At 69.8% G+C, this 14,099-nt stretch carries 14 protein-coding genes; 4 read left to right on the top strand and 10 right to left on the bottom strand.

Annotation, left to right across the window (positions count from 1 at the left end):
- Positions 1-4: 4 nt before the first annotated feature.
- A complete protein-coding gene (locus IM787_RS00310) occupies positions 5-739 on the bottom strand; it encodes a DNA-formamidopyrimidine glycosylase family protein (RefSeq protein WP_193674642.1) in 735 nt (244 codons plus the stop codon).
- A 49-nt stretch (positions 740-788) separates the two neighbouring features.
- Here IM787_RS00310 and IM787_RS00305 point away from each other — a divergent pair, with 49 nt between their 5' ends.
- From IM787_RS00305 to plsY, 3 genes are read left to right on the top strand one after another with little or no spacing between them, the layout of a single operon-like run.
- Entirely contained in the window at positions 789-1,847 is a 1,059-nt protein-coding gene (locus IM787_RS00305) for an aldo/keto reductase (protein WP_193674641.1), read from the top strand.
- Between the two features lies 1 nt (position 1,848).
- Positions 1,849-2,340, top strand: a complete 492-nt coding sequence (locus tag IM787_RS00300; protein ID WP_193674640.1) for an aminoacyl-tRNA deacylase — start codon at positions 1,849-1,851, stop codon at positions 2,338-2,340.
- 28 nt (positions 2,341-2,368) lie between these two features.
- Positions 2,369-3,016, top strand: coding sequence for a glycerol-3-phosphate 1-O-acyltransferase PlsY (plsY, locus tag IM787_RS00295; protein WP_193674639.1), 648 nt, complete (start codon positions 2,369-2,371; stop codon positions 3,014-3,016).
- Positions 3,017-3,026: 10 nt separating this feature from the next.
- Here plsY and IM787_RS00290 read toward each other — a convergent pair whose 3' ends face one another.
- The 3 genes from IM787_RS00290 to IM787_RS00280 form a co-directional block, all read right to left on the bottom strand.
- Complete coding sequence (locus IM787_RS00290) at positions 3,027-4,550, bottom strand: MFS transporter (protein WP_435531141.1); 1,524 nt, start codon at positions 4,548-4,550, stop codon at positions 3,027-3,029.
- A gap of 88 nt (positions 4,551-4,638) precedes the next feature.
- On the bottom strand, positions 4,639-5,277 hold the full coding sequence (locus IM787_RS00285) for a retropepsin-like aspartic protease family protein (protein ID WP_193674638.1): 639 nt from the start codon (positions 5,275-5,277) through the stop codon (positions 4,639-4,641).
- A gap of 2 nt (positions 5,278-5,279) precedes the next feature.
- Positions 5,280-5,765 carry a YajQ family cyclic di-GMP-binding protein gene (locus IM787_RS00280; RefSeq protein WP_193674637.1) on the bottom strand — a complete coding sequence of 162 codons (486 nt, stop codon included), beginning with the start codon at positions 5,763-5,765 and terminating at the stop codon, positions 5,280-5,282.
- Between the two features lie 52 nt (positions 5,766-5,817).
- Here IM787_RS00280 and murB point away from each other — a divergent pair, with 52 nt between their 5' ends.
- A complete protein-coding gene (gene murB, locus IM787_RS00275) occupies positions 5,818-6,858 on the top strand; it encodes a UDP-N-acetylmuramate dehydrogenase (protein WP_193674636.1) in 1,041 nt (346 codons plus the stop codon).
- A gap of 9 nt (positions 6,859-6,867) precedes the next feature.
- On the opposite strand, the gene IM787_RS00270 is transcribed toward murB, so the two are convergent.
- The 6 genes from IM787_RS00270 to argG all read right to left on the bottom strand — a co-directional run bounded on the left by IM787_RS00270 (position 6,868) and on the right by argG (position 14,094).
- Positions 6,868-8,016 carry an ABC transporter permease gene (locus tag IM787_RS00270; protein WP_193674635.1) on the bottom strand — a complete coding sequence of 383 codons (1,149 nt, stop codon included), beginning with the start codon at positions 8,014-8,016 and terminating at the stop codon, positions 6,868-6,870.
- An 8-nt stretch (positions 8,017-8,024) separates the two neighbouring features.
- Positions 8,025-8,783 (bottom strand): ABC transporter ATP-binding protein, encoded by a 759-nt coding sequence (locus IM787_RS00265; RefSeq protein WP_193674634.1) that lies wholly within the window; start codon positions 8,781-8,783, stop codon positions 8,025-8,027.
- Positions 8,784-8,855: 72 nt separating this feature from the next.
- On the bottom strand, positions 8,856-9,674 hold the full coding sequence (locus IM787_RS00260) for a class I SAM-dependent methyltransferase (RefSeq protein WP_193674633.1): 819 nt from the start codon (positions 9,672-9,674) through the stop codon (positions 8,856-8,858).
- An 82-nt stretch (positions 9,675-9,756) separates the two neighbouring features.
- Positions 9,757-11,526, bottom strand: coding sequence for an HD family phosphohydrolase (locus IM787_RS00255; protein WP_193674632.1), 1,770 nt, complete (start codon positions 11,524-11,526; stop codon positions 9,757-9,759).
- A 79-nt stretch (positions 11,527-11,605) separates the two neighbouring features.
- Complete coding sequence (gene ampC, locus IM787_RS00250; protein WP_435531140.1) at positions 11,606-12,763, bottom strand: class C beta-lactamase; 1,158 nt, start codon at positions 12,761-12,763, stop codon at positions 11,606-11,608.
- A 2-nt stretch (positions 12,764-12,765) separates the two neighbouring features.
- Entirely contained in the window at positions 12,766-14,094 is a 1,329-nt protein-coding gene (gene argG / locus IM787_RS00245; protein WP_193674630.1) for an argininosuccinate synthase, read from the bottom strand.
- Between the last annotated feature and the right edge of the window lie 5 nt (positions 14,095-14,099).

Genomic DNA, 14,099 nt, shown 5'->3' with positions numbered 1-14,099 from the left:
GCCTTCAGGTGTACTTCACCTGGCAGTTCTCGCAGTAGAAGCTGCGGCGCTGCGTGCGCCCGAGATGCGCCTTGACGAACGGGATGTTGCAGCGCGGGCACGTCCGTTTCGTGTGCGCGAGCCAGTGCTTCTTCAGCACGAACTGCTTCTTCCATTCGTAGAAGTCGAAGCTGTACTGGCGGGCCTGGTCGACGAACTCGCGCAGCTTGGGCGCGGGCAGGGCGCCCACCGTGGACAGCGGGTGCACGCGGATGCGGAACAGCACCTCGTTCTTGATGATGTTGCCGACGCCGGCGAAGATGTCCTGGTCCAGCAGCGCGTCGCAGGCCAGCATGTCCGGCACCGAACGCAGGCGCCTGCGCGCGAGCGCCGGGTCCCAGTGCTCCGACATGACGTCGGCCCACCAGTCGTACACCAGGTCCAGCGGTTCCTCGATGAAGCGCACGGAGCAGGCGTAGAGGTTCAGCGCGCCGTTGTCGAACCCCAGCGACAGGCGCGGGACGGCCCAGCTCTTCTCCTCGTTGATGCGATAGCTGCCGAACAGCATGAAATGCACGCGCAGGCAGAAGTCCGGCATCTCCACCAGGAAATGCTTGCCCCAGCTGCGGAAGGCCTCCACCTCCTGGTGCAGCAGGCGGTCCTTCTCGATCGTCGTGTTCCCCGAGACGCGCTCGATGGTGCGGCCGACGAACTGCGTGACCTGTTCCTTGAGGATGACGATCGATGGGCCTTCCGGCATGCCGCTAATATGCTCGACCGATCCATCCGCCTGTCACCGCTGTAACCTCATGCAAACCCTCCAGCTCGGCCAGGGCGACCTGCGCGTCACCCCCATCTGCCTCGGCACCATGACCTTCGGGGACCAGGTCGACGAACCGCATTCGCAGGCGATCCTGGACCGCGCCGTCGAGCGCGGCATCAACTTCCTGGACACCGCGGAGATGTACCCGGTGCCGCCCAAGGCCGAGACCTTCAACCGCACCGAAACCTTCATCGGCCGCTGGCTGGCGGCACGCCCAGGGCTGCGCGAGAAGATCGTGCTGGCCACCAAGGTGGCGGGCCCGTCGCGCGGCATGCCCTGGGTCCGCGAGGGGCAGGGGCTCACGCCGCAGGACATCGTGCGGTCCTGCGAGGCCTCGCTGCGCCGCCTGCAGACCGACGTGATCGACCTGTACCAGATCCACTGGCCGGAACGCACCGTGCCGTCCTTCGGCGAGATCTACTACGACCCGCAGAAGGAGCGCACCCAGACCCCGATCCTCGAGCAGCTGCAGGCGCTGGACGGCCTGGTGCGGCAAGGCAAGGTGCGGGCGATCGGCCTGTCGAACGAGACGCCCTATGGCGTGCACGAGTTCGTGCGGCTGGCGGAGCAGCACGGGCTGGCGCGGGTGGCCACGGTGCAGAACCCGTATGCGCTGGTGAGCCGCGGCGTCGACAACGGCCTCGACGAGACGATGCACCGGCTGGGCGTTTCGCTGCTGGCGTACTCGCCGCTGGCCTTCGGTGCCTTGACCGGCAAGTACGACCGCGGCCTGGACCACCCGGAGACGCCCCGCAACGCGCGCCTGCTGCTTTCCGAGCGGGCCCGCACCCAGCGCTGGGGGCGTCCGGAGGCGCTGGAAGCCGCGCGCCGCTACAACGCGCTGGCGCGCGAGCACGGCCTGACGCCCACGCGCATGGCCCTGGCCTGGTGCTATACCAACTGGCGCGTCGCCAGCACCATCATCGGCGTGTCCACGCTGGCGCAGCTGGACGAGGACATCGACGCCTTCGGCACGACCTTGCCGCCCGAGCTGCTGGCGGCCATCGACCGCATCCGCTGGGAGATGCGCGACCCGGCGGCGTGACATGGCGAAGAAGGAGCACGTCAGCGAGACGCCGGCGACCGCCTTCCTCAAGGCGAACGGCGTCGGCTTCACCGAGCATCCTTACGAATACCTGGAGCACGGCGGCGCGCAGCACAGCGCCGAAGTGCTCGGGTTCGATCCTTTCACCGTGGTGAAGACGCTCGTCATGGAGGACGAGAAGGCGCGTCCGCTCGTCGTGCTGATGCATGGCAACCGCAAGGTGTCGACCAAGAACCTGGCGCGCCAGATCGGCGCCAAGTCGGTCGAGCCCTGCAAGCCGGAAGTCGCCAACCGCCACAGCGGCTACCTGGTGGGCGGCACCTCGCCGTTCGGCACGCGCAAGGCGATGCCGGTGTACATCGAGGAGACGATCCTGGCGCTGCCGCGCATCGTGCTCAACGGCGGCCGGCGCGGCTACCTGGTCGGCATCGAACCGCAGGTCTGCGTGCGCCTGCTCGGCGCGAAGCCGGTGCAGTGCGCGCTGGCAGAATAGCCGCGCACACAACAACGAGGGAGACCGCATGGACATGGTGTATTCCGCGGCCGCCGTGGTCGCGGCCTACCTGGTGGGCTCGCTGGCCTTCGCCGTCATCGTCAGCAAGGTCATGGGCCTGTCGGACCCGCGCACCTTCGGCAGCAAGAACCCGGGCGCGACCAACGTGCTGCGCTCCGGCAGCAAGGCCGCGGCCATCGTCACGCTGCTGCTCGATGCGATGAAGGGCTTCGTGCCCGTCCTGCTGGTGCGCCTGTACGGCGCGCGCTACGGCATGGAAGAGGGCACGATGGCCATGGTCGGCCTCGCCGCCTTCCTGGGCCACCTCTACCCGGTGTTCTTCCGTTTCCAGGGCGGCAAGGGCGTCGCCACCTTCATCGGCGTGGTGTTCGGGGTGCATTGGCTGCTGGGCGTCGCCACGGGCCTGACGTGGATCATCATCGCGGTCTTCTTCCGCTATTCCTCGCTGGCTTCGCTGGTGGCGGCCGCTTTCGCGCCGCTGTACTACCTGTTCGGCGACCGGCTGAAGTGGTACGCCGAGCGGCCGGTCACGATGGCGCTGTTCGCGATGGCGCTGCTGCTGGCCTGGCGGCACCGCGCCAACATCGACCGGCTGCTCAAGGGCACCGAATCGCGGCTGGGCGCGAAGAAGAAGGAAGCCGGCGCGGCGCATTGAGCCGCGCCGGCTACTCCTGCTCGATCAGGTAGCGGCTCACCTTCGGCGGCTCCTCGCCGACGTGGAAGGCCAGGCGCTTGTCGCGCAGCTGCACGTCGGCGGCGCTGATGCGGTCGAAGCGGCGCAGGTGCTCCGTCCAGGACGCGTCGATGATCTGCTCCACGTAGCGGCCCGGCTCGTAGAGGTCGTGCAGCAGCTGCCAGTCGAGCGCGCCCTGGCGCAGGCGGCTGCGCCGGCTTTCCTGCATCAGCGCCAGGAATTCCGGGGCGCGCTGCGGGTCGATCAGGTACTCCACCCGCACCTGCACGCGCCCGGCGCGCGGCGGCTCCTGCATCTCGGGCACCTTCAGCACGTGCGAGGGCGTGAGGTCCTCCTCGGTGCCGCGGTCCATCGTCATCCGCTGGGCGAGCACCATGGCCACCACGCTGGTGACCGAGGAGATCGCTATCGACGTGTGCACGCTGGTCCAGGTCGCCACCTGGCCCCACAGGGCGGCACCCGCCGCCGTGGACCCCATCAGCGCCATCTGGTAGATCGACATGCCGCGCGCGCGCACCCAGTCCGGCAGCGCCATCTGCGCCGCGACGGTCAGCGAATTCGCCACCGTGATCCATGCGGCGCCGCCGAACACCATCGCCGGCACGGCCACGGAGATGTTGGGCGCGAAGGCGACGATCACGGCGGCGACGGCCTGCACCGCCGTCCCCGCCAGCACGCGTGGTTGCAGCGGCAGCCAGTTGCGGATGCGCGGCATGAGGACCGCCGCGGTCACGGCGCCGACGCCCATGGACGCGAGCAGCACCGTGAACGTGCCGGCCGTTCCGCCCGGCAGTCCCCTGGCGACCAGCGGCAGCATGGCCATCAGCGCCGTCGAGTGCAGGAAGAAGATGGCGATGCGCACCATCACGGCCTTCATGCGGCCGGACTGCCGGACGAACTGCACGCCCACGCGCATGGCGCTCGCCAGCGGCTCGCGGCCCAGGGGGCTCTCCTGGTGCACGCGCTTCCAGCGCATGATGGTGATGCCGGCCAGGATGGAAAGCGCCGCGTTCAGCACGAAGACATAGGCGCTGCCGACGCTGGCGATCAGCGCGCCGGCGATCAGCGGACCGGCGATGCGCGAGGCGTTCATCGCGATGCCGTTGAGGGCCAGCGCCTGCGGCAGCTGCGGCCGGCTGACCACCTCCGGCACGATGGCCGCGAACACCGGCCAGCGCATCGCCAGGCCGATGCCGTTGGCGAAAGTGAGCACGAGCAACAGCGGCGCGGTCAGGCGGTCCAGCAGGATGACCACGCACAGCAGCGTCGCTATCGCGGCCACCCAGAACTGCGTGAACATGAAGTAGCGCCGCCGGTCCACGGTGTCGGCCAGCGCGCCGCTGGGCAAGCCGAGGAGGAAGACCGGAAGGGTGGACGCACTCTGCACCAGCGCCACCCACAGCGGCGAAGGGGCGATCGACGTCATCAGCCAGGCCGACGCCACGTCGTTCATCCACATCGTGGTGTTGGCCGCGAGCCAGGTGAACCACAGCATGCGGAACACCGGGCCCTGCAAGGGGCCGAAGGCGCTCTCGGGCGGGCGGGGAGGGGAGCCGGGCAGGGTCGGGTCGGGCAAGCGTGGCCTAGTAGCGCCGCTCCAGCACCATCTGGTCGTTGTGGCGCGTCATCTGGAAGCGGGTGAGGAAGCTGTTGCCCAGGAGGACGTGGCCCATGCTCCCGGGCAGGACCGCGGCGTCGACGTCGTACACCTCGACGTCGCCGATGCGCACCGAAGCGAGCTTCAGGTAGTACGCCGTGACGACGCCGTTGGCCGTGCTGCCGCGGCCGATCTGGCCCTTGCGGTAGTCGATGCCGAGGCGCTCGGCCTCGGCGGCTCCCATGGCCACGGAGGTGGCCCCGGTGTCCACCATGAACTGCGTCGCGCGCCCGTTGATGGCCCCCTGGGTGAGGAAGTGGCCGCCGCTGCCGGCGGTGAGCACGATCTTGTTGCCGCGCCCGCCGCCGCCACTGCCGCCCACGCTGGCCGGCGCATCGCCGACGCGCAGGGTCTGGCGCTTGCCGCCGACTTCGACCGTGGCCTCGTCGCCGCCGGTGGCCAGCACCTTCACCCCCTTGTGCGTTTCCCCGACCGCGACACCCTTGGGGGGTGCGCCGTCGACGATCAGCAGCGCCTTGCTGCCGAGCATGCCCTGGAGGGCGACGGACTGGGCGAAGACGCCGGCCGCGCAGAAGGCGAGGGCGAGGGCGAACAGCCGCTTCATGGTCAGTCCCGGAAATTGGTAAACGACAAGGGCAGCTCGGCCATTTCCTTGCGCACCAGGGCCATCGTCGCCTGGAGGTCGTCGCGCTTGGCGCCGGTGACGCGCACCGCGTCGCCCTGGATGGCGGCCTGCACCTTCACCTTGCTGTCCTTGATCAGCTTCTGGATCTTCTTGGCGTGTTCCGGCTCGATGCCGCTGCGGACCTTGACGACCTGCTTCACCTTGTCGCCGCCCGCCTTCTGGACGTCGCCCTTGTCCAGGAACCGCACGTCGACGTTGCGCTTGGCCAGCTTGGCCAGCAGCACGTCCAGGACCTGCTGGAGCTGGAAATCGGCATCCCCGGTCAGGGTGATCTCCTTCTCCTTGATCTCGATGCCGGCGGAGGTGCCCTTGAAGTCGAACCGCGTGGCGATCTCCTTGGCGGCGTTCTCCACGGCGTTCTTCACCTCCACCATGTTGGGCTCACACACGGTATCGAACGACGGCATTTGCGAATTCCTCCTGCACGGCCGGGGTAGCGGCTTGGGCCACAATTCTCCCATGATCGTCGAGACCAACGCCCCGCTGCAGCCGCACAACACCTTCGGCATCGTCGCCCGGGCGCGGAACATGGTGCGCGTGCGGGGGGCCGAGGACGTCCACGCCCTGCTGGCGCACCCGGAACTGGGCGCCGAACCCAAGTTCGTCCTGGGCGGTGGCAGCAACATCGTGCTGACGGGGGACGTGAAGGCCGTGGTGCTGAAGGTCGAAGTCGCCGGCCGCCGGGTGCTGGAGGACGGCCCCAAGGCGACAATCGTGGAGTTCGGGGCCGGCGAGAACTGGCACGAGGCGGTCACCTGGACGATGGAACAGGGCCTGGGCGGGCTGGAGAACCTGGCCCTGATCCCCGGGACGGTGGGGGCTTCCCCGGTGCAGAACATCGGCGCCTACGGCATCGAGCTGCAGGACCGCTTCGAGTCGCTGGACGCGATCGACCTGGTGACCGGGCGCGAATTCACGCTGGACGCCACCCAGTGCGCCTTCGGCTACCGCGATTCCGTGTTCAAGCATTCGCCGGCGCGCGGCAGCGATTTCGGCCTGGCCGGGCGCGCGCTGATCCTGCGGGTGCGGATGCGCCTGCCCAAGCCCTGGAAGCCGGTGCTGGGCTACATCGACCTGCAGCGCAAGATGGCCGAAACCGGGGTGCAGGCGCCGACGGCCAGGCAGATCTACGACTGGGTGTGCGCCATCCGCAGCGCCAAGCTGCCGGACCCGCGGGTGATCGGCAACGCGGGCAGCTTCTTCAAGAACCCCACCGTCACGCCGGAGCAGTGCCAGGACATCATCGGCCGCGAGCCGAACATCGTGCACTACCCCATGCCCGACGGCAGCGTGAAGCTCGCCGCCGGCTGGCTGATCGACGCCTGCGGCTGGAAGGGCAAGTCGGTGGGCCAGGCGGGCGTTTACGAGAAGCAGGCGCTGGTGCTGGTGAACCGGGGCGGGGCGACCGGCGGCGAGGTCGTGACGCTGGCCCGCGCCATCCAGACGAGCGTCTACGAGCGCTTCGGCATCCGGCTGGAGCCGGAGCCGGTGGTGGTCTAAAAGCGTCCTTCAGTCGGCCGTCGGCCGCCGCAGCAGCCAGGCGCTGGCACCCAGGCACAGGGCCGCGAAGGCGAGCAGCAGCCCCGCGCGCGGCAGGACGTCCGACGCCTGCGGGGCGCCGAGGAACACCGCCTGCATCCCGTCGAGTGCCCAGCCCATGGGCGAGGCGGCGGAAACCTCCTGCAGCCCGGGTGGCATCAGGGCCCGCGGCACCATCACTCCCGCCACGGCGGCCAGCAGGACGTTCACGCCGCCCCCCAGCGCCGCGGCATGCTCGAAGTTGCGCGTGGCGCTGGCGATCAGCAGCGCCAGCCCGACGGCGGCCGCGCTGGTGGCGGCCACCATCGCCAGGAACCAGCCGCCGTGGATGTCCAGCCGCAGGGCGTCGCCCCCCAGCAGCGGCACCAGCCAGCGGCCCACCAGCAGCATGAACACCAGCTGCACCGCGTTGACGGCCATGAAGGCCCCCAGCTTGCCGGCCAGGAGCGACGCGGGCGGCACGCCGAGGGTCGCCAGGCGCGCCAGCGTGCCTTCGTTGCGCTCCTGCACCAGCACGCCGGCCACCGGGATGACCACGAAGAACATGCCGAAGATCAGCCAGGCGGGCACGCTTTGCTGCACCGCCGTCAGGCGCCGGCCCGATTCGACTTCGTAGAGATAGCGCATCGCGATGCCATTCGCTTCCGTGGCCGGCGCGGATTCCGCCGCCCGCGCCTGCAGCAGCGACAGCGAGAGCTCGGCCTGCAGGCGTCCCGCGGCCGCCGGCTGCAGGCGGTGGCCGAGCCACAGCTCGATGCGGCCGGGGTCCGGTCGGCCCGTGGCGGCGTCGAGCAGCGGCGCGCGCACCACCACGCCGGCGGCCACCCGCATGTCCTTGAGGGCCTGCCGCAGCTCGTCGCGCGTCGCATAGCGGTGGGCCGGATGCTTGGCCAGCCACCCTTGCGCCCACTGCGTCGCGAACCCGCTGTCGTCTTCCTGCACCCAGCCGGTCACCGGCAAGGGCGCCTTCCCCGCCACGGTGCCCTTGAGAGCGAAGGACATCACCAGCAGGAAGATGGCCGGCATCAGGAACAGCGTGACCAGGCCATGCGGGTTGCGCAGCAGCACGCGCCACTCCTTGGCGGCGATGGCGAGGGCCTGGACGGGGGACGGCCACATGCGCATGTTCAGTCGCGCAGCGAGTGCCCCGTGTGGTGCAGGAAGGCCGCCTCCAGGTTGGCGTGCGGCGGCGTGCCGGGCGGGCCGCGCAGCAAGGCGGCGAGGTCGCCTTCCGTGAGCACGCGGCCATGGTCCATCAGCACGATGTCCGAGCACAGCGCACTGACCTCTTCCATGTAGTGGGTGGCATAGAGCACCGCCATGCCGCCCGCGACGAGCTCGCGCACCCGGTCGAGGAGGAAGGCGCGCGACTGCGGGTCCACGCCGACGGTGGGCTCGTCCAGCAGCAGGACCTGCGGGCGCTGCAGCAGCGCGATGGCCAGGTTGAGCCGGCGGCGCACGCCACCCGAGCAATGGCTGGCGCGGCGATCCGCGAACTCGCCGAGCATGCACGTGGCGATCGCCTCGTCGATGCGCCGGCGTGCTTCGGCGGCACCGACGCCCAGCATGGCGGCGAAGAAGCGCAGGTTGTCCAGGCAGTCCAGGTCGGGATAGAAGGCGTAGTCCTGCGGCACCCAGGCGACCTGGCGGCGGTCTTCCACGGCGATCTCGATGTGGCCGCGGTGCGGCTTGCGCAGGCCGGCCAGCAGGCTGATCAGCGTGGACTTGCCGGAGCCGTTCGGTCCCAGCAGGCCGACCGCCTGCCCGCGCTCCAGGCAGAGGTCGACGCCGCGCAGCGCGGCTTCCGCCTGCGCCGGATAGGAGAAGACGAGGTCGCGCGCGGCGACGACACAGGAAGCGGCGGGAGGAGCGGGAGGGGTCGGCAAGCGGCGGACGGTAGTCGCGGCGAGCCTATCACGCGGTCCGCGCCGCGTGGCGCGGATGGGCCGGCCGCAGGGCTAGCGCCGTGCCTCCACCACGTGCGCCTGGATCCTCCCGTCGATCGGCCCCGTCCCGAACCGGCGCGTGAGCGCGGCGGCCGCCGCCTGCGTGGCGCGCTCCAGTCCGTTCGGATCCCGCGCCTCGATCTCGTTGCGCAGCGGCGTGCCCTGGCACTTCGCGAAGGCGGCGGGATAGGCGCCGTCGGCGCGGCTGCGTTCGGCGACCGTGGCGATTTCGGGGACCTGAGTGAACCCGCCCTCGGCCAGGTCGCGCGCGATCCGGTCGACGTCGTGGTAGCCGTGCGGCACGCGCGCCAGGAAGCGCGGCGGGTCGGAAGGGAACACCAGCGCGAGCGACTGCGTGACGGTGTCCGACACCTCGTTGACCTCGATGCGGTCCCAGGCGTTGAAGAAGAGGCTGCCACCGTCGCGCAGCACGCGCCGGGCCTCGGCGAAGGCCTTCGCCTTTTCGGGGAAGAACATCACGCCGAACTGGCAGACGACGGCGTCGAAGGACTGGTCCGCGAACGGCAGCTGCATCGCATCGGCCGCCTTCCATTCGACCGCGCGTGCCGTGCCGCGCGCGGCGGCCTCGTCGAGCATCGGCTGGTTGAGGTCGGTCGCCACGATCGTGCTGTCGCGCGGCAGCACCTGTGCGAGCTGGCGGGTGACCACGCCGGTGCCGGCGGCGATCTCGAGCACGCGCAGGGGCTGCTGCCGGGCGACGCGCGCCGCGAGGTCCACCGCATAGGGCTGGAAGATGAGCGGCACCAGGTACTGCTCGTACAACTGCGGGATGGAGCCCGCGAACTTGCGGTCGCTGTCGGGTGCCGGCATGGTACGTTCCTCGCCCCGGGGGGGTGGCGCATTGGACGCCAGGACGCCCCGCGCGGCAAGGGGCCGGATGGGGGAGGCCGCCTCAGGCGGCGGCCAGCACGCCTTCGAGGTCGACGGCGTCGATCTGCTCGGGCTTCAGGAACTGCTTCGCGTACTCCTTGTACACGCCGGACGCCAGGAACAGCTGGAACAGGTCCGGGTCGATGTGCCCGTCGCGCACCATCGACTTCATGATCCGGATCGACTGCGACAGCGTCTTCGGCGGCTTGTAGGGACGGTCGGCGGCGGTGAGCGCCTCGAAGATGTCGGCAATGGCCATCACGCGCGCCGGCAGCGACATCTGCTCGCGTTTCAGCCCGCGCGGGTAGCCGCTGCCGTCCATCTTCTCGTGGTGGCCGCCGGCGTACTCCGGCACCCGCCGCAGGTGCCGCGGCCAGGGCAGCGACTCCAGCATGACGATGGTCTGCGCCATGTGCTCGTTGATGCGGTAGCGGTCTTCCTCGGTCAGCGTGCCGCGGCTGATCGACAGGTTGTAGATCTCGCCGAGGTTGGCCTCGCGTTCGGGCGCCTTGAGGGTGAAGCCCCACGGATTGCCTTCCGCCGACAGCCGCAGCCCCTCGCGCGGGCTGATGTGGTCGTAGCGGTCCTCCAGCAGCTTCTCCTCGACGGGCAGTGGCCGTTCCAGGATCGCATCGCGCCGCTTCTTCTCGGCGTACGAGATGCCGATGCGGTTGGACAGCGTGCGCGTCCAGGTGCGTTCGGCGATCTTCTTCAGCCGCTCGACCTTGTCCGGCGCCATGTACTCGCCGCCGACGTTGCACTCGCCGATGAAGGCGAACTCCTCGTCCAGCGTGGCGCACGTCGCCTCGTAGTCGGCGCGCAGCTTGTCGCCGTTGCCGCCGGCCAGCAGTCCCTTGAGCATGGCGATCTCTGCGTCGCGCTTGAGCACCTCGAAGCGCATGCGGATCTCGTGGATGCGGTCGTAGATCGCCTCGAGCTTGGTCGCCTTGTCGACGATGTGCTCGGGCGTCACCACCTTGCCGCAGTCGTGCAGCCAGCAGGCGACGCGCAGCTCGTACCACTCCTCCTCGCTCAGGTCGAAGCCGGCGAAGGGCGCGTCCTTCGATTCGCAGGCCGCCCGCACCAGCATCTCGGTGAGCACCGGCACGCGCTGGCAGTGGCCGCCGGTGTAGGGCGACTTGGTGTCGATGGCTGCAGCGATCACGGCGATGAAGGCGTCGAGCAGCTGCTTCAGCTCCTCGATCAGGATGCGGTTGTCGATCGACACCGCCGCCTGCGAGGCCAGCGCGCTCACCATCGGCACGATCTCCTCGCGGAACGGCACGACCTTGCCCAGCGCGTCCTTCGCGTTGATCAGCTGGAGCACGCCGATGACGTAGCCGTTGTGGTTCTTGAGCGGCACCGAGAGGAAGGAGCGCGAGCGGTAGCCGAAGCGGCGGTCGAACTCCTGGGTGCCGGAGAAGTCCAGGTTATCGGTCTCGCAGTAGGCGTCGGCGACGTTGACGATCTCGCCCGTGACCGCGCAGTACGAGGCGACGTTGCGCAGGTTCGGCTGGCCGTCGGGCGTGGTGAGCGGCACCGGGGGCAGGTCGATCGGCACGCCGCTGGTGCCGCCCATGGCGATGCCCAGGGTGTCGTTGCGCACGATCTGGAAGATCAGCTCCTGCCCCTTGTGCTTCAGGTACAGCGTGCCGGCATCGGCGTTGGTGAACGCCTTGGCCTCCATGAGGATGCGCTCGCGCAGGCGGGCCGGGTCGCGCTCGGACGACAAGGCGATGCCGATCTCGATCAGCTCGCGGTACGCATCGGCCGTGTCCTGCGCCGTCTCCATGGAACGCTCCCGGATGGGTGGAGCGCAAAAGGTTACACCCTGCGGAGCTTCCGCGGTATGGCTGAGCCGCGGCGCCCGCCTAGCGGCCCGCCCTTTGCAGGATGCCGTGCGCGAGCCGCACGCGCTCCGCGTTGGGATAGTTGCGGTTGGCCAGCAGCACCACGCCGGCCCGCAGGCTGGGCACGAAGGCGGCATAGGCGCCGAAGCCGTTGGTGGAGCCCGTCTTGTTGACCAGGACGTCGGCCGCTGCGGGCCGGGGCGGCACCAGTTTCGTGGCGGGCTGCGGCTTGAGCGCCATGTCGCTTCCGTTGCCTTCGAGCAGGCGTTCGAGCGGCGCGGGATGAGGGTACGTCTCCCAGCCGAGGGCCTGGGTCATCACGCCGGCCTCGTAGTAGCCGGTGTGCGTTGCCGCCAGCGCGCGTTGCGGCCGGTCGTCCAGCGGCCGCACGCCCATCTGCGCTTCCACGAAACGCAGCAGGTCCGCGGCCGTCGTCTTCACGCCGTACGCTTCGTCGTCGAGCGCGCCCGGCGAGACGCGCACCTGCCGGCCGTCCCTCGCATGGCCCCACGCGTAGTCGTCCATGCGATTCGCCGGGACCTGCAGGTAGGTGCGGGACAGGCGCAGGAGGGGGAACAGCCGCGCTTCCATCAGCTCGCGGAACGGTTTTCCCATGCTTCGGGCGGCCAGATGGCCGAACAGGCCGATGCTCGGGTTGGAATACACCCGCTGCGTTCCCGGCGGGAAGGCGGGTTGCCATTCGCGGAAGTACGCCAGCATCTCGGCTTCGTCCGTCACGGCATCGGGGAACTGCAGGGGCAGGCCGCCCGCCGTGTAGGTGGCGAGGTCCAGCAGGCGGGCGTCCGCGATGGGGCTGCCGGCCAGCGCGGACCAGTGCACGGCGGCGGTGTCGTAGAGCGACAGCGCGCCGAGTTCGCGGGCGTAGGAGGCCAGCGCCGCGGTGAAGGTCTTGCTGACGGAACCGATCTCGAAGAGCGTGTCCTCGTCCACGCGCCGGCCGCTGTCCCGGGCCGCGACACCTTGGTATGCGAAGAACCGGCGGCCGGCCACCGTGACGCCGACCGCCATGCCCGGGATGTCGTTGCGCTCCATGGCGGCGCGCACGGCGGCGTCGACGTGGTCCCGCAGCAGGGACGCGGGGTCGCGTCCCATGGCGTGGGCCCCCGCCGCCGCGAGGGACCCGCAGGCCAGCAGCAGGCGGCGGCGGTCGGGGCGGATGGTCAGTCCTTCCCGAGCGAGGGCAGCGGCGCGTCGCCGCCCGTCACCAGCAGTCCGGCGCGCGAGTAGATGCCCAGCTTGTCGCGCGTGTCCGTGATGTCCAGGTTGCGCATGGTCAGCTGGCCGATGCGGTCCTTCGGCGAGAAGGCGCTCTGGCCCTTCTCCATCGTCAGGCGTTCGGGGTGGTAGGTGAGGTTGGGCGACGCGGTGTCCAGCAGCGAGTAGTCGTTGCCGCGGCGCAGTTCCAGCGTCACCTCGCCGGTGACGGCGCGCGCCACCCAGCGCTGCGCCGTCTCGCGCAGCATGATCGCCTGCGGGTCGAACCAGCGGCCCTGGTACAGCAGGCGGCCGAGGCGGCGGCCGTTGTCGCGGTACTGCTCGATCGTGTCCTCGTTGTGGATGCCGGTGACCAGGCGCTCGTAGGCGATGAACAGCAGCGCCAGGCCGGGGGCCTCGTAGATGCCGCGGCTCTTGGCCTCGATGATGCGGTTCTCGATCTGGTCGCTCATGCCCAGGCCGTGCCGGCCGCCGATGCGGTTGGCCTCCAGGATCAGTTCGACCGGGTCGTCGAAGGCCTTGCCGTTCAGGGCGACCGGCTGGCCTTCCTCGAAGCGCACGCGCACCTCTTCGGCCTTGACCTGCACTTCGTCCTTCCAGAAGGCCACGCCCATGATCGGGTTGACGATCTTGATGCCGGAGTTCAGGTGCTCCAGGTCCTTCGCCTCGTGCGTCGCGCCGAGCATGTTGCTGTCGGTGGAGTAGGCCTTTTCGGCCGACATCTTGTAGCCGAAGCCGGCCGCCGTCATGAACGCGGACATCTCCGCGCGGCCACCGAGTTCGTCGATGAACTGCTGGTCCAGCCACGGCTTGTAGATGCGCAGCGACGGGTTGGTCAGCAGCCCGTAGCGGTAGAAGCGCTCGATGTCGTTGCCCTTGAAGGTGCTGCCGTCGCCCCAGATATGGACGTCGTCCTCCTTCATCGCGGCCACCAGCATCGTGCCGGTCACGGCGCGGCCCAGCGGCGTGGTGTTGAAGTAGGTCACGCCCGCGGTGGAGATGTGGAAGGCGCCGCACTGCAGGGCGGCGATGCCCTCGTGCGCCAGCTGCTTGCGGCAGTCGACCAGGCGCGCCTTCTCGGCGCCGTACTCCATCGCCTTGCGCGGGATCTCCTCGTAGTCCGGCTCGTCGGGCTGGCCGAGGTTGGCGGTGTACGCGTAGGGCAGGGCGCCCTTCTTCTTCATCCAGTGCAGGGCGGCGCTGGTGTCCAGGCCGCCGGAAAAGGCGATGCCGACCTTCTGGCCGAGGGGCAGGTTCTCGAGGATGGTGCTCATGGTCG

Origin of the sequence: Ramlibacter pallidus (assembly GCF_015070875.1) — a bacterium.
Taxonomy (GTDB): domain Bacteria; phylum Pseudomonadota; class Gammaproteobacteria; order Burkholderiales; family Burkholderiaceae_C; genus Ramlibacter; species Ramlibacter pallidus.
Note: the sequence above shows the minus strand (reverse complement) of the source record. Positions and strands in the feature narration are given on the sequence as shown.

Bases quoted from the DNA above. Each gene is read 5' to 3' on its own strand.
- IM787_RS00260 (WP_193674633.1), bottom strand. From the start codon at position 9,674: ATGCCGGCACCCGACAGCGACCGCAAGTTCGCGGGCTCCATCCCGCAG.
- IM787_RS00310 (WP_193674642.1), bottom strand. From the start codon at position 739: ATGCCGGAAGGCCCATCGATCGTCATCCTCAAGGAACAGGTCACGCAG.
- IM787_RS00285 (WP_193674638.1), bottom strand. From the start codon at position 5,277: ATGAAGCGGCTGTTCGCCCTCGCCCTCGCCTTCTGCGCGGCCGGCGTC.
- IM787_RS00270 (WP_193674635.1), bottom strand. From the start codon at position 8,016: ATGTGGCCGTCCCCCGTCCAGGCCCTCGCCATCGCCGCCAAGGAGTGG.
- argG (WP_193674630.1), bottom strand. From the start codon at position 14,094: ATGAGCACCATCCTCGAGAACCTGCCCCTCGGCCAGAAGGTCGGCATC.
- IM787_RS00300 (WP_193674640.1), top strand. From the start codon at position 1,849: ATGGCGAAGAAGGAGCACGTCAGCGAGACGCCGGCGACCGCCTTCCTC.
- IM787_RS00255 (WP_193674632.1), bottom strand. From the start codon at position 11,526: ATGGAGACGGCGCAGGACACGGCCGATGCGTACCGCGAGCTGATCGAG.
- murB (WP_193674636.1), top strand. From the start codon at position 5,818: ATGATCGTCGAGACCAACGCCCCGCTGCAGCCGCACAACACCTTCGGC.
- IM787_RS00305 (WP_193674641.1), top strand. From the start codon at position 789: ATGCAAACCCTCCAGCTCGGCCAGGGCGACCTGCGCGTCACCCCCATC.
- IM787_RS00290 (WP_435531141.1), bottom strand. From the start codon at position 4,550: ATGCTGTGGTTCACCTGGCTCGCGGCCAACACCACGATGTGGATGAAC.
- plsY (WP_193674639.1), top strand. From the start codon at position 2,369: ATGGACATGGTGTATTCCGCGGCCGCCGTGGTCGCGGCCTACCTGGTG.
- IM787_RS00280 (WP_193674637.1), bottom strand. From the start codon at position 5,765: ATGCCGTCGTTCGATACCGTGTGTGAGCCCAACATGGTGGAGGTGAAG.